The 20,611-nt window shown below is 69.2% G+C and carries 22 protein-coding genes; 1 reads left to right on the top strand and 21 read right to left on the bottom strand.

Going from position 1 to position 20,611, the window contains the following annotated elements; genetic code table 11:
- The 18 genes from FHX42_RS16600 to infC form a co-directional block, all read right to left on the bottom strand.
- A partial coding sequence (locus FHX42_RS16600; RefSeq protein ID WP_328796250.1) for a lyase family protein occupies positions 1 to 420 on the bottom strand: 420 nt, incomplete at its 3' end.
- 81 nt (positions 421 to 501) lie between these two features.
- The gene (locus FHX42_RS16595; RefSeq protein WP_182545279.1) at positions 502 to 1,698 is read right to left on the bottom strand and encodes an argininosuccinate synthase; all 1,197 of its coding nucleotides are present in this window, start codon (positions 1,696 to 1,698) and stop codon (positions 502 to 504) included.
- A complete protein-coding gene (locus FHX42_RS16590; protein ID WP_182545278.1) occupies positions 1,691 to 2,245 on the bottom strand; it encodes an arginine repressor in 555 nt (184 codons plus the stop codon). The genes FHX42_RS16595 and FHX42_RS16590 overlap by 8 nt, the downstream gene beginning before the upstream one ends.
- Positions 2,242 to 3,168 carry an ornithine carbamoyltransferase gene (argF, locus tag FHX42_RS16585; RefSeq protein ID WP_182545277.1) on the bottom strand — a complete coding sequence of 309 codons (927 nt, stop codon included), beginning with the start codon at positions 3,166 to 3,168 and terminating at the stop codon, positions 2,242 to 2,244. Before argF ends, FHX42_RS16590 begins: the two co-directional genes overlap by 4 nt.
- Positions 3,168 to 4,370 (bottom strand): acetylornithine transaminase, encoded by a 1,203-nt coding sequence (locus FHX42_RS16580; protein ID WP_182545276.1) that lies wholly within the window; start codon positions 4,368 to 4,370, stop codon positions 3,168 to 3,170. Before FHX42_RS16580 ends, argF begins: the two co-directional genes overlap by 1 nt.
- The gene (gene argB / locus FHX42_RS16575) at positions 4,370 to 5,299 is read right to left on the bottom strand and encodes an acetylglutamate kinase (protein WP_182545275.1); all 930 of its coding nucleotides are present in this window, start codon (positions 5,297 to 5,299) and stop codon (positions 4,370 to 4,372) included. The genes FHX42_RS16580 and argB overlap by 1 nt, the downstream gene beginning before the upstream one ends.
- Positions 5,296 to 6,456, bottom strand: a complete 1,161-nt coding sequence (gene argJ, locus FHX42_RS16570) for a bifunctional glutamate N-acetyltransferase/amino-acid acetyltransferase ArgJ (RefSeq protein WP_182545274.1) — start codon at positions 6,454 to 6,456, stop codon at positions 5,296 to 5,298. The genes argB and argJ overlap by 4 nt, the downstream gene beginning before the upstream one ends.
- Positions 6,453 to 6,878 (bottom strand): ACT domain-containing protein, encoded by a 426-nt coding sequence (locus FHX42_RS16565; RefSeq protein WP_182545273.1) that lies wholly within the window; start codon positions 6,876 to 6,878, stop codon positions 6,453 to 6,455. Before FHX42_RS16565 ends, argJ begins: the two co-directional genes overlap by 4 nt.
- Positions 6,875 to 7,900: an N-acetyl-gamma-glutamyl-phosphate reductase gene (gene argC / locus FHX42_RS16560; protein ID WP_182545272.1), complete on the bottom strand. Its 1,026-nt coding sequence runs from the start codon at positions 7,898 to 7,900 to the stop codon at positions 6,875 to 6,877. Before argC ends, FHX42_RS16565 begins: the two co-directional genes overlap by 4 nt.
- A 478-nt stretch (positions 7,901 to 8,378) precedes the next feature.
- Complete coding sequence (locus FHX42_RS16555) at positions 8,379 to 8,561, bottom strand: hypothetical protein (RefSeq protein ID WP_182545271.1); 183 nt, start codon at positions 8,559 to 8,561, stop codon at positions 8,379 to 8,381.
- Entirely contained in the window at positions 8,558 to 9,811 is a 1,254-nt protein-coding gene (locus FHX42_RS16550; protein ID WP_182545270.1) for an NAD(P)/FAD-dependent oxidoreductase, read from the bottom strand. The genes FHX42_RS16555 and FHX42_RS16550 overlap by 4 nt, the downstream gene beginning before the upstream one ends.
- Before the next feature lie 114 nt (positions 9,812 to 9,925).
- Positions 9,926 to 11,464, bottom strand: a complete 1,539-nt coding sequence (locus tag FHX42_RS16545) for a PucR family transcriptional regulator (protein ID WP_182545269.1) — start codon at positions 11,462 to 11,464, stop codon at positions 9,926 to 9,928.
- A gap of 96 nt (positions 11,465 to 11,560) precedes the next feature.
- Positions 11,561 to 14,053 (bottom strand): phenylalanine--tRNA ligase subunit beta, encoded by a 2,493-nt coding sequence (gene pheT, locus FHX42_RS16540; protein WP_182545268.1) that lies wholly within the window; start codon positions 14,051 to 14,053, stop codon positions 11,561 to 11,563.
- A gap of 57 nt (positions 14,054 to 14,110) precedes the next feature.
- Positions 14,111 to 15,178, bottom strand: coding sequence for a phenylalanine--tRNA ligase subunit alpha (gene pheS / locus FHX42_RS16535; RefSeq protein ID WP_182545267.1), 1,068 nt, complete (start codon positions 15,176 to 15,178; stop codon positions 14,111 to 14,113).
- A gap of 168 nt (positions 15,179 to 15,346) precedes the next feature.
- On the bottom strand, positions 15,347 to 16,210 hold the full coding sequence (locus FHX42_RS16530) for a TrmH family RNA methyltransferase (RefSeq protein WP_182545343.1): 864 nt from the start codon (positions 16,208 to 16,210) through the stop codon (positions 15,347 to 15,349).
- Positions 16,210 to 16,578 carry a 50S ribosomal protein L20 gene (gene rplT, locus FHX42_RS16525; RefSeq protein WP_182545266.1) on the bottom strand — a complete coding sequence of 123 codons (369 nt, stop codon included), beginning with the start codon at positions 16,576 to 16,578 and terminating at the stop codon, positions 16,210 to 16,212. Before rplT ends, FHX42_RS16530 begins: the two co-directional genes overlap by 1 nt.
- Before the next feature lie 112 nt (positions 16,579 to 16,690).
- The gene (gene rpmI / locus FHX42_RS16520; RefSeq protein WP_182545265.1) at positions 16,691 to 16,885 is read right to left on the bottom strand and encodes a 50S ribosomal protein L35; all 195 of its coding nucleotides are present in this window, start codon (positions 16,883 to 16,885) and stop codon (positions 16,691 to 16,693) included.
- A gap of 136 nt (positions 16,886 to 17,021) precedes the next feature.
- A complete protein-coding gene (gene infC / locus FHX42_RS16515; RefSeq protein WP_182545342.1) occupies positions 17,022 to 17,639 on the bottom strand; it encodes a translation initiation factor IF-3 in 618 nt (205 codons plus the stop codon).
- 202 nt (positions 17,640 to 17,841) lie between these two features.
- Between infC and FHX42_RS16510 the strand changes: the two genes are divergently transcribed.
- A complete protein-coding gene (locus FHX42_RS16510) occupies positions 17,842 to 18,246 on the top strand; it encodes a DUF1844 domain-containing protein (RefSeq protein ID WP_182545264.1) in 405 nt (134 codons plus the stop codon).
- An 88-nt stretch (positions 18,247 to 18,334) separates the two neighbouring features.
- Here FHX42_RS16510 and FHX42_RS16505 read toward each other — a convergent pair whose 3' ends face one another.
- From FHX42_RS16505 to FHX42_RS16495, 3 genes are read right to left on the bottom strand one after another with little or no spacing between them, the layout of a single operon-like run.
- Complete coding sequence (locus FHX42_RS16505) at positions 18,335 to 18,721, bottom strand: RidA family protein (RefSeq protein WP_182545263.1); 387 nt, start codon at positions 18,719 to 18,721, stop codon at positions 18,335 to 18,337.
- A complete protein-coding gene (locus FHX42_RS16500) occupies positions 18,693 to 19,499 on the bottom strand; it encodes an IclR family transcriptional regulator (RefSeq protein ID WP_182545262.1) in 807 nt (268 codons plus the stop codon). The genes FHX42_RS16505 and FHX42_RS16500 overlap by 29 nt, the downstream gene beginning before the upstream one ends.
- Positions 19,496 to 20,524, bottom strand: coding sequence for a sugar kinase (locus FHX42_RS16495; protein ID WP_182545261.1), 1,029 nt, complete (start codon positions 20,522 to 20,524; stop codon positions 19,496 to 19,498). Before FHX42_RS16495 ends, FHX42_RS16500 begins: the two co-directional genes overlap by 4 nt.
- Positions 20,525 to 20,611: the final 87 nt, after the last annotated feature.

Raw genomic sequence — 20,611 nt, 5'->3', positions numbered from 1 at the left:
GACGACACGCCGGGTGGCGTCACGCAGCCACATCCGCATCTGCGTCGCGACCTGGTCGTTGCGGGACCTTCCGGCTCGCAGCTTGCCACCGAGCTCGGTGCCCGCTCGCTCCAGCAGTCCGCGTTCCAGCGCGGTGTGCACGTCCTCGTCGTCGATCACGGGCTGGAATTCCCCGGACTCGACGTCGTCGTGGAGGGTTTCCAACCCCTCCAGCATCCGCTCGAGCTCGGTTTCGGTGAGCAGCCCGGCACGGTGCAGCACACGGGCGTGCGCGCGGGAGGCCGCGATGTCGTAGGGGGCCAGCCGCCAGTCGAAGTGGGTGGACAGGCTCAGTGCGGCCATCGCCTCGGAGGGGCCGGAGGCGAATCGGCCGCCCCAGAGCTTGGTCGGTTCGCCGGAGTGACCGTCGCGCTGCGTCACGGGATTCCTTCGCTCGTGTGGTTCTGCTGACACTGTCGAGCGGGGTGGGCGGTTCTGACGAGAACCGCCCACCCCGTGGGCTCAGCCGCGCTGCTCGCGCTTGGCGGCGATCTTGCTGGGAAGGCCCCACAACTGCACGAATCCCTTGGCCATGCCCTGGTCGAAGGTGTCGCCCTCGTCGTAGGTGGCGAGGTTGAAGTCGTACAGCGACTGCTCGCTGTGCCTTCCGGTCACCACGGCCCGGCCCCCCTGCAGCGTCATCCGGATGTCACCGCTGACGTGCTGCTGGGAATCGGCGACGAACGCGTCGAGGGACTTCTTGAGCGGGGAGAACCACAGGCCGTCGTAGACCAGTTCGCCCCAGCGCTGGCCGACCGTGCGCTTGAACCGCGCCAGGTCGCGCTCCAGGGTCACGTCCTCCAGCTCCTGGTGGGCGTTGATCAGCGCCAGCGCTCCGGGGGCCTCGTAGATCTCACGGCTCTTGATGCCGACCAGCCGGTCCTCGACCATGTCCAACCGGCCGACCCCCTGGGCGCCCGCACGCCGGTTGAGCTGCTCGATGGCCTGGAGCATCGTCACGGTCTCGCCGTCGATGGCCACCGGAACGCCCTTGTCGAAGGTGATGACCAGTTCGTCGGCGTCACGGGGCACGGCGGGATCGGCCGTGTAGGAGTAGACGTCCTCGACCGGGGCGTTCCAGATGTCCTCCAGGAAGCCGGTCTCCACCGCCCGACCCCAGACGTTCTGGTCGATCGAGTAGGGCGACTTCTTGTTCACGTCGATCGGCAGCCCGCGGCCCTCGGCCCAGGAGATGGCCTTCTCCCTGGTCCAGGCGAAGTCCCGGACCGGTGCCATGACCTTGAGTTCCGGGTCCAGCGCACCGATGCCGACCTCGAAACGCACCTGGTCGTTGCCCTTGCCGGTGCAACCGTGCGACACGGTGGTGGCGCCGTGCTCCTTCGCCGCGTCGGTGAGGTGCTTGGCGATCAGCGGCCGCGACAGCGCGGAGACCAGCGGGTAGCGGTCCATGTACAACGCGTTCGCCTGCAGGGCGGGAAGGCAGTACTGGGAGGCGTACTCCTCGCGCGCGTCGGCGACGACGGCTTCCACCGCGCCGCACTCCAGTGCCCGCTTGCGCACGGTGTCCAGGTCTTCGCCGCCCTGGCCGACGTCCACCGCCACTGCGATGACCTCGGCGCCGGTTTCCTCGGCGATCCAACCGATGGCCACGGAGGTGTCCAGGCCACCGGAGTAGGCCAGTACGACCCGTTCACTCATGATCTTGCTCCTTGAAGTCTTGTCGGAAAATTGAGTGGGCCCCATCGGAGTCGTGGGGTAACTCCCGGGACTCACCGGAAGCCATCGCGGTGAACTGCTCCGCCAGGCCCCGGCCGGTCAGCGGCTCACGGGCCAGGACCATCACGGTGTCGTCACCGGCGATGGACCCGACCGCCTCCGGCAGCGCCGAGCGGTCGATGGCGCTCGCCAGGAACTGGGCCGCTCCCGGCGGTGTCCGCAGCACGGTGGTGTTCCCGGACCCGTCGGCGCTGACCAGCAGTTCACTCAGCAGTCGGCTCAGTCGCGAGGTGCCGCCCTGCACACCCGGCACGGGGACGCCGTCCTCGGGAATGACGTAGACGGCCGCGCCACCGTCGGCACCTCGCAGTTTCACTGCGCCCAGCTCGTCGAGGTCTCGGGACAGGGTCGCCTGAGTGCTCTCGATGCCCTCGTCGGACAACAGCTTCGCCAGCTCCGTTTGGCTGCGGATGTTCTTCGAGGACACGAGCTCGACGATGCGGGCCTGGCGCGCGACTCTCGTCGTCATCGTCGTTTCACCAACCACGCGAGGAGGGCCTTCTGCGCGTGCAACCGGTTCTCGGCTTCGTCGAACACCGCGCTGGACGGACCGTCCAGCACCTCGTCGGTGATCTCCCAGCCACGGTGGGCGGGAAGGCAGTGCAGCACGCTGGTCGTGGACGTGCCGGTCGCGGCCAGCAGCTCGGAGTCGAGCTGGAACGGCTGGAACGGGCTCACCCTGTCCTTGCCGTCGTTCTCCTGGCCCATCGAGGTCCACGAGTCGGTGACGAGCACGTCGGCGCCGTCGACCGCGGCCCGCGGCTGGTGGTGCACCGCGACCGAACCGCCGGTCTCGCTCGCCCGGTTCCCGGCCGCTTCCAGCACCCACGGTGCGGGCGAGAATCCCTCCGGGGCACCGATGCGAACGTGCATTCCGGCCGTGGCCCCGCCGATGAGCAGGGAGTGGGCCATGTTGTTGGCACCGTCTCCCAGGTAGGTCAGCGTCAGGCCGGCCAACTTCCCGTGCCGTTCGCGCACCGTCTGCAGGTCGGCGAGCACCTGACAGGGGTGGAACTCGTCGGTCAGCGCGTTGACGACGGGGACCGTCGAGGTCGACGACATCGAGTCGAGCCGGTCCTGTCCGAAGGTCCGCCACACGACCACGTCGACGTAGCGGCACAACATCCTGCCCGTGTCCCCGATGGTCTCCTCGCGGCCGAGCTGCATCATGCGGCTGTCGACGACGACCGGGTGCCCGCCGAGCTGGCGGATTCCGACCTCGAAGGACAGCCGGGTGCGGGTCGAGTTCTTCTCGAAGATGACGGCCACAGACTTCGGCCCGGCCAGTGCCTCCGAGCCGAGTGGGTCCTTCTTGAACTTCTCGGCCAGGTCGAGGATCTCGGTCTGTTCGTCGGGAGTCAGGTCGTCGTCACGCAGAAAATGGCGCACCATTACGCGATCACCTCGCTGTGGGCCGAAGACAGCAGCTCGGGCAGGTCGGTCAGGAACCGCCTGGCCTGCTGCGAAGTCAGGATGAGTGGAGGGGCGATCCGGAGGGTGTCCGGCTGTACCGGGTTGATCAGGTAACCGGCCTGCCGGGCGGCCGCGGTGACCTGGGCGGCCACCGGGCTCGCGAGCTGGACCCCGATGAGCAGTCCGGCCCCGCGCACCTCGGAGACCAGCGGGTGGTTCAGCCCGCGGACGCCGTCGGCGATCTCCTTGCCGAGGCCGTCGACGTGGTCGAGCAACCCCTCCGAGGCGATCGTGCGCAGCACCGCCTGCGCCGCGGCGCAGGAGATCGGGTTGCCACCGAAGGTGGTGCCGTGCTGGCCCGGGCCCAGCAGCGTGCCCGCCTCGCCGATGCCGAGGCACGCCCCGATCGGCAGGCCGCCGCCGAGCCCCTTGGCCAGCGTGATCACGTCCGGCAGGATCCCGCTGCGCTGGAAGGCGAACCAGCTGCCGGTGCGTCCGACGCCGGTCTGCACCTCGTCGACGACCAGCAGCGCGCCGCGTCGTGTGGCGATCTCCCTGGCCGCCTGCAGGTACCCGTCGGGGGCGGGGACGATGCCGTTCTCGCCCTGAACGGGTTCGAGGAACAACGCGGCCGTGTCGTCGTCGACCTCGCGCTCCAGCGCCGCCACGTCGCCGTAGGGCACGTGGGTGACCCCGGCTGGCAGTGGTTCGAACGGAGCCTGCTTGCCCGGCTGGCCCGTCAGAGCCAGAGCTCCCATCGTGCGCCCGTGGAAACCACCGTCGGTGGCGACCACCTTGCCGCGCCCGGTCAGTCGAGCGATCTTGAAGGCGGCCTCGTTGGCCTCACCTCCGGAGTTGCAGAACAGCACGCGCCCCTGCCCCGTGGCCCCCGCCAGGTCCAGCAGCTCCTCGGCCAGTCGCAGGCCGGGCTCGTGGGCGTAGAAGTTCGACACGTGCCCGAGACGGGTGACCTGCTCGGAGACCGCCTCGGTCACCGCCGGATGGGCGTGGCCGAGGGAGTTCACCGCGATGCCCCCCAGCAGATCCAGGTAGGTGTTTCCCGCGTCGTCGGTGACCTCGCAGCCCGATCCCTCGGTCAGCGTCAGGTTCGGCGTGCCGTAGTTGTCCATCATGGACGTTTGCCAGCGCCGCGTCGCCCGGCTCTCGTCGTGCTCCGTCATCAGTCCTCGTTCCTTTCCTCGGTCGCGGCGCCGGAGGGCGTGACCATCGTGCCGACACCGGCACTGGTGAAGACTTCGAGCAGGACCGAGTGGGCGAGCCTGCCGTCGATCACGTGGGCCCGCGGGACTCCACCGCGGACGGCCCGGAGGCAGGCCTCCATCTTCGGGACCATGCCGGAGGCGAGCCCGGGCAGCAGCCGTTCCAGCCGGTCGGCGTCCAGGCGCGGGACCAGGGAACTCCGGTCGGGCCAGTCTGTGTAGAGGCCCTCGACGTCGGTGAGGACCACGAGTTTCTCCGCTTCGAGCGCGACCGCCAGGGCACCGGCCGCCGTGTCGGCGTTGACGTTGTGCACCACTCCGTCGGCGTCCGGGGCCACCGTGGAAACGACCGGGATCCGTCCCGCACCGATCAGGTCGAGGACGGCCTCCGGATTCACCGAGGCGACGTCACCGACCAGCCCCACGTCCACTTCTTCGCCGTCGACCACAGCGCCACGGCGTGCCGCCGTGAACAGGTGCGCGTCCTCACCGGACATCCCCACCGCGTGCGGACCGTGCTGGTTGATCAGCCCGACGAGTTCGCGGCCGACCTGGCCGACCAGGACCATGCGCACGACGTCCATCACATCGGGAGAGGTCACCCGCAGTCCGCCGCGGAACTCCCCCTCCATGCCCAGGCGGTCGAGCATGGTGGTGATCTGGGGACCACCGCCGTGCACGACGACCGGGCGCAGCCCGGCCAGCCGCAGGAACACCATGTCCTCGGCGAAGGCCCGCTTGAGGGTGTCGTCGGTCATCGCGTTGCCGCCGTACTTGATCACGACCGTGGCGCCGTGGAACCGTTCGAGCCACGGCAGGGCCTCGGTCAGCACACCCGCTTTCTCGGCGGCGGTGGCGATCCTGTCGTCGGTGGGGGGATGCGTGGTCATGACGAGTAGGCGCTGTTCTCTTCGACGTAGTCGTGGGACAGGTCGGTGGTCAGGATCGTCGCCGTGTGCTCACCGAGGTGCAGGTCGATCAGGATCTCGACGTCACGCCCGGAGAGGTCGACCGAGTCCCGCTCGGCCACTGGCGTACCGCCGGCGTAGAGGGTGACTCCGTTGACCGCGATCTCGGCCTTGCCGACGTCGACCTCGGCCGGTGTCCTGCCCAGCGCCATCGCGATGCGGCCCCAGTTCGGGTCCGAGCCGAACAGCGCCGTGGAGACCAGGTTGTCCTCGGCCACGACACGGCCGATGCGTACCGCGTCGTCCTCGCTGACCGCTCCCCGCACCGTGATGTCGACGGCCTTCGTCGCGCCCTCGGCGTCGTGCTGGAGCCGGCGCACGAGGTCACCGCTGACGGTGGTGAGCAGTTCGGCGAACTCCTCGTGGGAGGGCGACACCCCGGAAGCACCGGAAGCCAGCACCAGCACGGTGTCGTTGGTGGAGGTGCCGCCGTCGACGTCGATCCGGTCGAAGGTGGTCCGGCTCGCGCGGCGCAGGGCGGCGTCGAGCGCGTCCCCGTCGATCACGGCGTCGGTGGTGAGGACACCGAGCATCGTGGCGAGGTTCGGCGCGAGCATCCCCGCGCCCTTGACGAGACCACCGATCGACCATCCGTCGGGATGCGTGGCCTGTGCCTGCTTGGGGAGGCTGTCGGTGGTCAACACCGCCGTCGCGGCATCGGTGGCCGCCTGCTCGCTCCCCTCCAGGGCCGCTGCCGCCTTGTCCACGCCGGGGAGAACGGCCTCCATCGGCAACCGTTGACCGATCAGCCCCGTCGAGCACACCGCCACGCCGATCGCGCCGATGCCCAGCGCCTCGCCGACCCGCTCCGCCGTGGCATGAGTGTCCTGGAAGCCTTCCGGCCCCGTGCAGGCGTTGGCTCCACCGGAGTTGAGCACCACGGCGCGAAGCCTGCGTTCGTGCAGGACCTGCTGCGACCACAACACCGGGGCGGCGCGGACCTTGTTGGTCGTGAACACGCCCGCCGCGCTGTCGTGCGGCCCGTCGTTGACGATCAGCGCCAGGTCACGGGCATCCCCGGCCTTGATTCCCGCGGGCACTCCCGCGGCCCGGAAACCGGCGGGGCCGGTCACGCTCATTGAGACTCCTCGTACTCGGCACCCGCGCTGACGGTGTGCCCGGCCGCGGTCAGTGCACTGGTCGCCGCGCCGGTCAGCGCGGCGGGGACGAGCACCCAGTCGGTGTCGAAGGTGGAGAGCGTGAACACGCTGATCTCCGCCTCGGCCAACGGGGCCAGCAGGCTCGCCAGGATGCCCGTGAGTGAGAAGTCCAGCGGCCCCTGGACCTCCAGAGCACGAAACGGTCCCTCGATGTGGAGGTCCGCTCCGGTGCGCGTCTCGACGTCGATGGTGGCGCGGTAGGCGAACACGATCGTGTCACCCTCCGCCGTGCTCAGGCGCGCCCTGATGGGGGCTTCTCCGAGCTCGACCGGTGCCGCCGAGCTCGGCACCAGCCCCACCGCCAGCTGTTCGTCGTGCCAACGCACGGTCAGTCCCGTCATGGAGCGACCCCCGCGGTCGGCAGCCCGGTGGTCTCCGTCAGACCGAGCGCGAGGTTCATGCACTGGAGGGCGCCGCCGGCGGTGCCCTTGGTGAGGTTGTCCTCGGCTCCCACCGCGACCAGTCGGCCGGCTTCGGCGTCGACGGTGACCTGGAGGTGCACGGTGTTGGCCCCCAGAGTGGCCGAGGTCTGCGGCCAGACCCCCTCGGGCAGCACGTGCACGAAGGGTTCGTCGGCGTAGGCGTCCAGGTAAGCCTCGTGAGCGGTCCGCGCGTCGACATCGTCGCGCAGCGGTGCACTGCAAGTCGCCAGGATGCCCCGAGCCATGGGGGCCAGCACCGGTGTGAAGGACACCGCCACCGACTCGTCCGCCGCCGCGGAGAGGTTCTGGATCATCTCGGGGGTGTGACGGTGAGCGCCCCCCACGCCGTACACGCTCGCCGACCCCATCACCTCGGCCGACAGCAGATGCGGCTTGAGCGCCCGGCCGGCGCCCGAAGTGCCGGTCATGGCCACGACCACCACGTCGGGGTCGACGAGTCCGGCGGCCAACGCCGGAGCCATCGCCAGTGACGACACGGTCGGGAAACAACCGGGCACGGCGACTCGGGTCGCCTCGCGCAGCTTCTCGCGCCCACCGGGCAGTTCGGGGACGCCGTAGGGCCAGGTGCCCGGGTGCTCACCGCCGTACCAGTGGTGCCAGTCCGCGGGGTCGTTGAGCCGATGGTCGGCGCCGCAGTCGATGACGACGCTGTCGGTCAGCTCGGCCGCGATCGCCCCGGAGTGTCCGTGCGGCAGGGCCAGGAACACCACGTCGTGGCCGGAGAGCTCGCCCACGGAGGTCTCGGCCAGCACGCGATCGGCCAGCGGCAGCAGGTTCGGGTGATGTTCCCCCAACGTGCTGCCCGCGTTCCCACCGGCCGTCAGCGCCCCGACTTCCACCTCGGGATGGGACAGCAGCAAGCGCAGCAGCTCCCCGCCCGCATAACCGCTCGCCCCGGCGACCGCAACTCGTACCGTCATATGGATGATTATGCACCAACATGCAATATCAATCAAGCGGCCGAGCGGGCCACACGACGTCACTACTAAGTGAATTTTTGTGTAACCGACAGTGCTAACGTTCGAGGTGCTCCGCGCAAGATCAAAAAGGCCCGGCCGCTCGGTCCGAGCAGCCGGGCCTCACTCGTTCACCTGCTCAATCGGCGGCGAGTCGCGATCCGACGACCGTCCACAGCTTCACCGGGTTCGCCGCACGCAACGCGTCCTGACGGGGCAGTCGCTTACGTACCCTGCCCCCCGACCTTGATCATGCAGGGGTGCTCCCGCACAAGCCACGATCCGCGCCGGCCGTTGAGCACGAGCGCGTCACAGGACTCGATCACCGACGCGCCCTGTTCCAAACCGAGGTACGTGTCGAACCGCTCGAGATCCGATGCCGTCGCAGGCCATCTGGAGATACGCGCGGCACCTCTAGAGGACAGGCCTTCGTGCCCCGAGCTCATGAGGACCACCCCGGCCCGGTCCGGCCGACACCGTCGCGACGCTCCAGCGCGTACTCGGTGGCGATGCGCGTCAGCATCTCGTTCTCGACCCGCAGCAACCGGTTCTCCCTGCGAAGCCGGTCCAGTTCCTCCCACTCCGCCCCGGAGCACCGGCTCGCGCCGTCGTCCGCCTCGCTCATCGCAGCGGATCGAACGGACGCAGGGCGTCGGGCCGCTTTCCCGACACGATCTGCTCGGTCAGCAGCTGGCCGGTCAGCGGACCGAGCGTCAAGCCCCACATGCCGTGCCCAACGGCGATGAACACCCCGGGCGTGTTCGACCCTCCGATCAACGGCAGCCCGTCCGGCGTCACCGGCCGCGGTCCGACCCACTCGTCGTGGCGGTCCTGCCAGGAGACGCCGTCGAGCAGTGGCCGCGCCGAGCGAACGACCGCCTCGATGCGCCTCCGGTCCAGAGGCGCATCCGCTTCACGGAACTCCATGGTTCCCGCGACTCGCAGTCCGCCCTGGTACGGCGTGCAGGCCACCCGGACCGTGGGCAGATAGATCGGCCCCGGTACCGGGTGCTCCGTCGGGACGGTGAAGGAGTAGCCGCGCCCCGCCTGAACCCGGGTGCGAACACCGAGCGGCCCCGCCAGGCGCCCGAGCCACGAACCGGTCGCCACGACGAGAGCCTCCGCCGAAACGTGCTCGCCCTCCTCGGACCGAACGATCACCCGGCCCTCGGACCTGCGCACTTCCTCGGCGGTGAAACCGCCGCGGATCTCACCGCCCCGTTCCTCGACCGAACGGGCGAGCGCCCGCACGAACTCACCGGGGTCGACGTAGCGCTGCTCCTCCAACCGCAGCACGGCCTCGATCCGCGAGGAGAGCTGGGGGATCCCGGCCTCGGCCGGACTCATCTCCGTGACGTCGAGCTCCTGGCCCGACTGCCGGATGTGATCGACCTCCCTGCGCAGGTCCGAAACCTGCGCACCCTTCTCGAACGCGGCCGTGATGGGGGCGCGGGTCGTGGTCGCCCGCACACCGCCCGCCGTCAGGGCGTCGAAGGCCTCCAGGCAGTCCGAGTTCATCGGGACGAACGAGCGCATCGACCGGTCCCACGTCCGCTGGGTGCATCGTCGGGCGAACTTCACCAGGAACGACCACAGCCCCGGATCGATCGCGGGAGGGACGTACAGCGGGGCGTCGCGGTCCAGCAGGGAACGCAAGCCGTAGCGGAGCACGGCGGGCTCCGGCAGCGGGACCGACAGTCCGGGGGAGAGGTAGCCCGCATTGCCCCACGAGGACCCCGCTGCGACACCCTCGCGATCCAGCACCGTCACCTCGGTGCCGTGCTCCTGCAGGAACCAGGCGGTCGACAACCCCACGATCCCCGCGCCGACCACCACCACCCTCTCGGGCACTCCGTCGCTGCCGTCCGCACGCATGCTCGCCTCCACGATTCTCGTCGACTGGGCCCAGCATGAGTCCGTTCCCGCTCGGAGCGTCTGTCGGATCCGCACAAAACAAGCCCGCCGCGTTGGAACGAATCCACGATCGCGTCACTCGGACGGGTCGCTCGCGGCCAATGAGATGATCATCGCGAGACGCTTGTCCGGATCGTCCAGATCCAGCGGCGTCAGTTCGGCCATCTTTCGCATCCGGTAGCGCACGGTGTTCGGATGCACGTCGAGACGGGAGGCGGCGTCGCCCAGGTCTCCCTGGCACTCCAGCCACGCACGCAGGGTCGCGACGTAGCGAGTACCGCGCTCGGCGTCGTGCCGGCGGAGTTCGACGACAGGGCCGCGTGTCGGCTCACGCCCGGCCGAGGCGGCATTGCGCAACCGACGGAGCAGGATCTCGTGCCAGGCGTCGTCGTACCCCACAGCGAGCCCCCGCGCCGGGTCGTCCGCGTGCACCGCGAGGCTTTCGTCCGCTTCCCGGCGACTCGCCGAAACCTGGAACGGTCCCGCGAGACCACCGACTCCGGCGAGGACTCCAACGTCCTCGGGCATCTCCCTGGTCAGGGAGCGAATCCATTCGTAGGCGCTCGTGGTGTCCTCGTCGCTCGACAGCACCGTGTACACCGCGTTCGCGAACAGCGCGCTCCGCCCCGGACGAGCCCAACCGAAACCGGTGGTGGCCCGCTCGAAGGCCAACAGCACGGCAGCCCCCTGCTCACCATCGGTGCGGGCCTGCACCACCACCACTCGGAACCGGCTACCGCGCAGCCCCAACCTGCTGAGCACCGTGGGTGCGTCCACGGTGCCTTCCAACAGTCCGATCACGAGGTCCGACTCGACCTGACGCTCCAGATCGGCGCTCGCCCGGGAACGGAGCATGTGCAGCGCCACGGTCCGTGCACCCTCGATCAGAGCCGCCTCGTGCTTCGGGGCGAGCGGTGTCGGAGTCTCCACCCAGATCGACCCCAGCAGCTCCCGGCCCGCCCGAACGGCGATGACCACTCGTCCGGCGATCCCGTCGTCGGACAGCGGTCCCACGAACAGGGGCTCGTCCGAGGAAGCGAGGTGCGCGAACACGCGCCGATCCGACAACTCGCGCCGGATTCCCTCCGGGACCCGCCGACCGAGGATCGTTCGCAACCGAGCGGGGTCCGACGCCTCCTGACTGCTCGAGTACGCCAGCACACCGGACTGGTGGTCCTCGATCGTGACGGGTCCGGCCACCGACTCCGCCAACGAGTCGGCCAGCACGAACAGGTCCGTGGGGCCACGTCCCGCCTCGGTCTCGCGGCCTTCCAGCACGAGCCCGTACACGACCCCCGCGAGTTGCCCCCAGGACACGGCCGGATCGACGACCACGACCGCGACCGACCTGTCCCGCGCAGCACTCAGGATCCGCTCGGTCATCTCGGAGAGGCGGAACACGACCACGGTGGCACGGGTGACGTGGAGCAGGGACCGCGCCGACTCCGAGGACTCGATGCCCACGGCCAGCAGCACGTCGTCGACGCCGCCCACGGTCTCGGAGGGGTCGTGCAGTGCGACACCGCGCAGCTCGGTCCGCCGGGCCCCGGCAGCGCAGTACAACCGCGCCCCGTACTCACCGAGGACGTTGACCAACCGATCCAGCTTGATCACACGACCTCCATCAGCCAACCCCGCGAGCCTTCACGGAAGGCACCCGCCCGCCCCCGCCCCGTGGGATGGACGGGGTTCCCTCCGTGAATCCGAAACTCAGGAGCGCAGAGTGGCTCCGCAGTGCTCCTCGGCGGCGGCGACCGCCGTGTCACGGGCCTCGATGGCCTCTCCCTGCTTCAGCGTCCGGTCGGGCGCGCGGAAGCGCAGGGCGAAGGCGAGGGACTTCTTGCCCTCCCCGATCTGCTCGCCGGAGTAGACGTCGAACAGGTGGACGTCCTCCAACAGCTCACCACCACCGGAGCGCAGGGCCTCGGTCACCTCGGCGGTGGGCGTCGAGGCGTCGACCACCAGCGCCACGTCGAGCAGGACCGGCGGATACGCCGAGATGTGCGGAGCCGGAAGCTTCTCGACCAGCGGGAGCGCGTCCAGGTCCAGCTCCACGGCGCAGGTCCGCTTGGGCAGTTCCATCGCCTCGACGACCTTGGGATGCAGTTCCCCGGCGTGGCCGACGACCGTGTCACCCACCTTGAACTCCGCACAACGCCCCGGATGCCACGGAGCGAGGTCCCCGGCGGTGACGGTGAGTTCCACGCCCGCCGCCTCGGCCACGGTCCTGGCGGCCTGCACGGAGTCCTCCCAGCCGGCCTGACGCCCCTTGCCCCACCATCCGGCGCGCTCCCGGTTCCCGGCCAGCACCGCACCGACATGGGTCGGCTGTGCCGGCAGGGCCGCACGCATGGCGGCGAGTTCCTCGTCGGCGGGCCTGCCGGACACGCCGAGCTCGGGCACCGCCTCCGGCTTCTCGTCCGGCTGGACGACCTGCCCGATGTGGAACAACGCCAGGTCCCGGTGTCCGCGGGACACATTGCGCTGCAGCGATTCCAGCAACCCCGGGATCAGGGTGGTGCTCAGTTCCGAACGCTCGGTTTCCAGCGCGTTCAGCGCCGTCAACGTCCTGCGGCGCGAGTCGTCGGAGTCCAGGCCGAGCTTGTCGAACACGTCCTGCCCGGTGAACGGGAACGGCAGTACCTCCACGTACCCGTCGTGGGCCAGCGCGCGCGAAACGGACCGACGGCGCTGTTGCGACTCGTCCAGACCGCGACCGGCCGGAGCGTGCGGCAGCACCGAGGGAATCGTGTGATAGCCCTCCAGCCGCAGTACTTCCTCCACCAGATCGGCGGACTGGATCAGGTCGGGACGCCAACTCGGCGGGGTCGCGGTCACCAGACCGACTCCCTCGTCGGAGGTGCTCACCTCGATCCGGCAACCGATCTGGCTCAGGCGCTTGGCGGTCACGCCGCGCTCGTAGGAGACCCCGGCAACCCGGTCCGGCAGGGCCAGCGGCATCGTCACCGGCTCAGGCGCGATGGGCTCACCGACGTCGGTACGGCCCGTTTCGACACTGCCGTCGCCGTAGCGAACGAGCAGCTGAGCGGCCATTTCCGCGGCCACCGGCCCCAACGCGGGGTCCACCGAGCGCTCGAAGCGCCTGCCCGCCTCGCTGGGCAGCTTGTGCCTGCGGATCATGCGGGCGATGGAGGCCGGATCCCAGTGCGCCGCCTCCAGCAGCACATCGTGCGAGTCCGGACCGATCTCGGTGCTCGCACCGCCCATCACCCCGGCCAGTGACACCGGGCCGGAGTCGTCGCAGATCACGATGTCGTCGGAGGCCAGGGACCGCTCGACGCCGTCGAGGGTGGTCAGCTTCTCGTCGTCGGTGGCGCGGCGGACCACCACGGTTCCGGTGAGCTTCGTGGCGTCCCAGGAGTGCAGTGGCTGCCCCAGTTCGAGCATCACGTAGTTCGTCACGTCCACGGCCAGCGAAATCGACCGGATACCGGCCAACGCCAGCCGGCGCCGGATCCACCACGGCGTCGACACCGTCGGGTCCACCCCGGTGACGCGGCGGAAGACGAACCTGTCGCAGGCGGTCGAGTCCTGGATCTCCACCGGCCGGGACGGCTGCTGCTCTTCGGGCACTGCGCGCGTGGCGGGATCACCGAACGGCACGTTCAGCGCGTTCGACAGCTCACGAGCCAGGCCGCGCACCGAGAAGCAGTACCCGCGGTCCGGTGTGATCGACAGCTCGATGATCGTGTCGTCGAGTCCGACGAGGTCGATCGCGTCCTCGCCGGGATCGGCCGATCCCGGCGGCAGCACGAGGATGCCGTCGAGGTCCTCGCCGATTCCCAGCTCCTTGCTCGAGCAGATCATGCCCTCGCTGGTGCGCCCGTAGGTCTTGCGGGAGCTGATCTCGAAACCACCGGGCAGCACCGTGCCCGGCAGGGCGAGCACCACCAGGGCGCCCTCGCTGAAGTTCGTGGCGCCGCAGATGATGCCCTGAGTCCGCTGCTCGCCCGACTCCTCCTCGCCGACCTCGACGCGGCAGAACCGGACGGGCTTCTTGAACTCGGTGAGCTCCTCGATCTCGGCCACGCGGCCGACGACCAGCGGCCCGTCGACCGAGGCCAACGGGGTGACCTCCTCGACCTCCAGCCCGATCCGGACGAATGCCTCCGCCAACGTCGACGCACTCGTGTCCTCGGGCAGCTCAAGGTGTTCGGCCAACCAGGAAACCGGAATCCGCACTGGTCGTCGCCCTTCTTCTCGATGGGTCAGGAAACAAGGCCGGATACGACCGGCGGGTCAGGACTCGACCCCGAACGCCCGGGTGAACCGGACGTCCCCCTCGACCATGTCCCGCATGTCGGGGATGCCGTTGCGGAACTGCAGGGTTCGCTCCAGCCCCATGCCGAAGGCGAATCCCGAGTACGTCTCGGGGTCCACTCCGCAGGCCCGCAGGACGTTGGGGTTGACCATGCCGCAGCCGCCCCACTCGACCCAGTCCGCGCCGCCCTTCTTCTCCGGGAACCACACGTCCATCTCGGCGGAGGGCTCGGTGAACGGGAAGAACGAGGGGCGCAGCCGGGTCACCGAATCCGCACCGAACATCAGGCGCGCGAAAGCGTCCAACGTGCCCTTCAGGTGCGCCATGGTCAGCCCCTTGTCCACGGCCAACCCCTCGACCTGGTGGAACACCGGCGTGTGGGTCGAGTCCAGCTCGTCGGTGCGGAAAGTCCGGCCGGGCGAGACGACGTAGACCGGCAGCTCACGCTCCAGCAGCGCACGGACCTGAACCGGGGAGGTCTGGGTCCGCAGGACCAGTCCGGAGTCCTGCGGGGCGATGTGGAAGGTGTCCTGCATCGTGCGCGCGGGGTGGTCCTTGCCGAAGTTCAACGCGTCGAAGTTGAACCACTCGGTCTCCAGCTCGGGCCCCTCGGCGACCTCCCAGCCCATCGCCACGAAGCCGTCGGAGACCCGTTCGACGAGCTGGGTGATGGGGTGCCGGGCACCGGTGGGGACGCGGTCCCACGGCAGCGTGACGTCCACGGCCTCCTCGCGGAGGACACGCTCGTCACGTTCGGCCTGCAACTGCTCGCGGCGCTCGTCGAAGGCGCTCTGGATCGCCGAGTGGGCTTCGTTGACGCGCTTGCCCGCGTCGGACCGGGCCTTCGGCGGCAGCGAACCGATCTCGCGGCGAGCTATCAGCAGTGGAGAGCGCTCTCCGAGGTGAGCGGGCTTGGCCGCGGCCAACTCGTCGAGGTCGGCAGCCTCCTCGAAGGCCTTGCGGGCTTCGGCGACCGCGCGCTCAAGCGTCTCCGGGGCGAGCGCGACGACCTCTTTCGGGTCGTACGAGTCGTTGGCTGCGGACATCGTCAGTCGTAACTCCCGTGATCCCACGGCCCGCCGAAACGGACCTGCTCGTGAACATGCGGACTCACACCGCGTTGGTCAGCCTTCGAGTCTAAGCGATCGGCCCAGTCTGCTTTGCGGCGCAATGCGCTGTGAGACCTCCCACGCTATGACCGTGCTGGGTTTTCCTCAGCGAGCACGGCGCTGGGCTCTGGCGGAGGCGTAGAGACACACCGCGGTGGCCGTCGCCAGGTTCAGGCTCTCCGCCTGTCCATACAACGGTACCCGCAGGGTGGTGTCCAGTTCTTCGACGACTTGCCGTCCCAACCCGTGCGCCTCGCTACCGAACACCCACGCCGTGGGCTCGGCCAGGGCTCCCCGCAGATCGGCGGCGTCGAGGTCCTCCACGGCCGCCCCGTCGGCCCCAACCGGCCTCAGTCCCGCCTCGCGGCAGGAGCGCAGCACCGACGGAACGTCCCGCTGACGAGCCAGCGGCAGGTGGAAGAGACTGCCGGTGGAGGCACGGACGGCCTTGCCGTTGTAAGGATCGACCGTGTCGCCGGCGAACAACACGGCCGCGCAACCGGCCGCGTCGGCCACCCGGACCGCGGTCCCGGCGTTTCCGGGATCGGCCACGTCGACCAGCACCGCCACCAGTCGCGGGCGATCGGCCAGTACTTCGTCGACGTCCCGGCCGGGCAGGTCGCACACGGCCACCAGCCCCTGCGGCGTCACGGTCTCCGACAACGAAGCCGCCGCGCGGGAAGTCACGGGGTGCAGCGGAATCCCGGCCGCATCGACGGCTTCCCACACGTCGGGATGCCGGGTGAGGGCGTCCTCGGTGGCGAAGACGTCCCGCAACCGTGCCGTACCACCGAGCTGAGCCGTCACCGCCTCACGCACGGCCTGCGCTCCCTCCGCCAGGAACGCACCCGCGCGCTCACGACCCGCTCGGCGGGTGAGCTTGCGAGCGGTGACGACCCGGGACGAACGCTCCGTCAGCGGAGTTCGCTCGATCCCGGGTCGCCGTGCCGGCTCGGTGCGCGAAGAAATCAGGCCGCACCTTCGGGCAGGTTCTGCCGCGCGACGTCGGTCAGCGCGGTGAACGCGTTCGGGTCGTTGACCGCCAGCTCGGCGAGCATCTTGCGGTCGACCTCGACCTCGGCCGCCTTCAAGCCCTGGACGAAGGCGTTGTAGCTCATCCCGTTCTGCCGCGCGGCGGCGTTGATACGGGTGATCCACAGCTTCCGGAACTCACCCTTGCGGGCGCGCCTGTCCCGGTAGTTGTAGGTCTGCGAATGGAGCATTTGCTCCTTCGCCTTGCGGTACAGCCGGGAGCGCTGCCCGCGGTACCCCTTGGCGGATTCGAGGATCTTCCTGCGTTTCTTCTGGGCGTTTACTGCCCGCTTGACGCGTGCCACGGGTCCGTCCTGTCGAACTAATCGGGGGCGGTGGTCCGCCCGGGCGAATAAGCCTGCAAGTCGCTGGTGAAAGCGGCGCACCGCTCACACATCGAAGAGGAGATCCCTCCGATCAGCGTCCCAGCAGCTTGTTGACCTTCCTGACGTCGCTGCGGTCCACGTTCGTGGAGCCCTCCAAGCGGCGCTTGAGCTTGCTCGACTTCTTCTCGAGGATGTGGCGGTGACCCGCACGCTCGCGGCGCAGCTTGCCCTTGCCGGTCACCTTGAACCGCTTGGCAGTACCGCTGTGCGTCTTGTTCTTCGGCATGTTTGTCGTCCTCGTTTCGTACGAATGCCGGGAGGGACGCCCGCAAGGCATCCCCGCCCGGCCTTCACTTCGGGCGAAGCCGCCGCCGAGGGCGGAAACGCCGATCACTCACCCGTCCGACGAGCACGGGCGGGTGTTACGACGCGTTCGCCTTGCTCTTGCTGCCCTTACCGGTCTTGTGCGGCGCAAGCACCATGATCATGTTTCGGCCGTCCTGCTTCGGGTTCGACTCGATGAATCCCCTCTCGGAGACATCCTCGGCCAACCGCTGCAACAGTCGAAAGCCCAGCTCGGGACGCGACTGCTCACGACCGCGGAACATGATCGTCACCTTGACCTTGTGGCCCTGACCGAGGAAGCGGGACACGTGGCCCTTCTTCGTCTCGTAGTCGTGCGGGTCAATCTTAGGCCGGAGTTTTTGCTCCTTGATGACGGTCTGCTGCTGGTTACGGCGCGACTCACGAGCCTTTTGCGCGCTCTCGTACTTGTACTTGCCGTAGTCCATGAGCTTGCAGACCGGCGGTTTCGCCTGCGGAGCGACCTCGACAAGGTCCAGATCCGATTCCTGCGCAAGTCGGAGCGCGTCTTCGATACGAACAATCCCGACCTGTTCACCGTTAGGTCCGACCAGCCGGACCTCGGGCACTCGGATGCGGTCGTTAATGCGCGTCTCGGAGCTGATGAGGCCTCCTCGGTTCGATGGCGTGTCATGCTGGCCTGCGTGCGTGAAGCTCGCCCCCGGACATGCCAGCATCTCGTGCATCCGGTTTCACCGGACCACGAGAGCTTACTCCGACCGATCGAACCGGTACCACGTACCGCCTCGTTCACCGACGAAACATCGTCGATGCACCGGACCCGGAAGCCTTCGAAAACGGCCACACGGGTGGGAGCGGGGCTCCACTTAGCCACCCCCGACTCAGCAGGGGCTGGTTATGCATGGGATCGTAACAGGCGTGAGTGAGTCCCAGCCAACCGCGTCCCTTCCTCCCGAGGAACCCTCGGACGAGGAGCGAGTTCACGACGCAGACACCGAGCACAACGTTCGCGAGCTCGCTGCTGTTCCCAGCGTCGAGGTCATCAGCCGAGCCGCCGTGATGCTCATGTCCGCCGCGGCCGAGAAGCTGGGACTGGCCGAGGAGGATCCCGACAACGCGCCGACTCGCGACCTCGACGAGGCACGCCGGCTGATCACGGCCCTGGCCGGTCTGGTCACCTCGTCGGTGGAGTACCTCGGCCCCCACGCCGCGTCGGTGCGGGACGGCCTGCAGACCCTGCAGCGCTCCTTCCGGGAGGCCTCGACCGAGCCGGACCCCCCCGGCCAGGGCCCCGGCGAGCGCTACACCGGCCCGGTGCACTGACCTCGCCGGTCCCGTACAGCTGGCTCCGTACGGCGGATTCCGCACTCGTGGCCGCCACGACGTGACGGCCACGAGTGCGGTGGCAGTCCTAATCCACCACGGCCAGGGCGTCGATCTCGACGAGCATCTCCCCGGGCAGGCCGACGTAGACCGTGGTGCGGGCGGGGAAGGGCTCGCCGACGACGCGAGCGTAGGTCTCGTTCATCTCGGTGAAGTGCGCGACGTCGGTCAGGTAGACGCGCAGCATCAGCACGTCCCGCAACGACGCTCCTCCCGCCTCCAGGATCGCGATGACGTTGCGAAGCGACTGCTCGGTCTGCTCGACGACACCGCCCTCCGCCAGTTTCCCGGTCTCCGGATTCACCGGGGTCTGGCCCGACACCTGAAGGATGTTGCCCTTGCGCACCGCCTGCGACAGCGGAACGCCCGCCGCCGGTGCGGGTGCATCACCGGTGCTGATCACGGTCCTGGTCATCGATCTTTCCTTCCGTTGACGAAACTCGCTGCGTGTCCGGCCAATCGAGCTCGGCCGACACCCGCCGGGCCGTGCCCAGGAGGTCGTCGACGAGCGCCATCAGCCCGTCGAGGTCGAGCAGCACCTTGGGCACCGACAGCGATATCGCGGCGACCACTTCGCCGCGTGCTCCGTGCACGGGTGCCCCGATGCAGTGAATGAAGTCCTCGTGTTCGCCGTGGTCCACGGCGTACCCCTGCTCGCGGACCCGGTCCAGTTCCGCGAGGAACGCTTCGGGGGTGGTGATCGTGCTCTCGGTGAGGACGGGGTAGCTCAGTCTCCGCGCGAGTTCCCGACGTTGTCGTGCGGGCCACTCGGCGACCAGCACCTTGCCGACGGCGGTGCAGTGCATCGGCGCGCGCTTGCCGACCCGGGAGTACATGCGTACGGAGTGGCGGCTGTCGACCTTGTCGACGTAGACGGCCTGATCCTCCTCGAACGTGGCCAGATGAATGGTGTGGCCCGTCCGCTCCCCCAACTCCACCAGGTGCTCGCGGGCGGCACCGCGCACGTCGAGGTCCTCCAGGGCACGGTGGGCGAGGTCGAACAGCGCGCTGCCGAGCCGGTAGTGGCTCACGTCCTCGCGGCGCACGAAGTGGTTCGCCTCCAGCGACCGCAGCAGCCGCATCGCGGTGGACTTGTGCACGCCCAACGACTCGGCCACCTGCTCCAGGGTCTGGGAACCGTCCGTCGCCAACCGGGTGAGCACCGCCAGTCCCCGCTCCAGACTCTGACTCATCCGATCACTCTGCCCTCGCGGATCGTGACCGACGACCACTCCCGCTCGTCTGCGAGCAGCATCCGGGACACGTCCGCCTCCGGTAGCGGGGGGCCCACGTCGTCGGTGGTGCACAGTACGGCGGCCGCCTTCAGATGACCCGAGCGCAGCCGGTGTCGCGGCCCGTTTCCGGCCAGGGTGGAGGCGAGCACCCCCGCGGCGAAGGCGTCTCCCGCGCCGACCGGTTCCACCACGTCCACGCGCAGCGCGGGTTCGAACAGCTCGGTACCGTCCTCGACGAGGGTGGCTCCGGTGGCGCCGTGCTTGATCACCAGTGAGCGCGGGTGCGGCAGCAGCTCGCGGATCTCGGAGACGGACCGGCTGCCCCAGACCTCGGCGGCCTCGTCGTCACCCACCAGCACCACATCGGCGCGGTCGGCGAAGGCGCGCAGCAGTTCGGCGGGGTCGTCGACCCCCTCGGCCCCGCGTGCGCTCCACAGCAACGACCGCCAGTTCACGTCCAGCGAGACGAGCATGTCGCCACGCGGGAGGTCGAGCGCGGCGTCCACGAGTTCGCGGCAGGACGACGACAGCGCCGGGGTGATACCGGTCAGGTGCAGCAGTCGCGTTCGTTCCAGGTCCAGGGCCCCGAGCAGCTCCGGTCCCATCGCGGCGGCCGCCGAATCGGTGCGGTTGTACCACACCCGACTGCCGGTGTGGCCCGGTGCTTTGAAGTACACCCCTGTCGAACGGCGCCGGTCGATCCGGACGTCCTCGAGCTCGATCCCGAAGCGTCCCAGCCGGTCCAGCACGACGCTGCCGAAGGGGTCGGCGCCGAGCGCGCTCACCCAGCGGGCCCGCATTCCGCCCTCGGCCAGGTGACAGGCCACGTTGGACTCGGCACCCCCGATCGTGCGGTGCCAGGTGTCGACCTCGTGGGCCGGACCGTCGCCGGAAGGCACGAACAGCACCATCGACTCACCGAGGCACACCGCCTCGTGCGGTTCCGCGTTCCCGTCCGTCCCACCGAACCGATCAGTTTCCATCGTCCCTCCATCGGCGTCCCGATTGACGCCCCGTTGGTCGAATGCTAAACATCAACTTAGCAATATACGCAACCTGCATTGCAACAT

It is taken from the genome of Halosaccharopolyspora lacisalsi, assembly GCF_014137975.1.
Lineage (GTDB): Bacteria > Actinomycetota > Actinomycetes > Mycobacteriales > Pseudonocardiaceae > Halosaccharopolyspora > Halosaccharopolyspora lacisalsi.
Note: the sequence above shows the minus strand (reverse complement) of the source record. Positions and strands in the feature narration are given on the sequence as shown.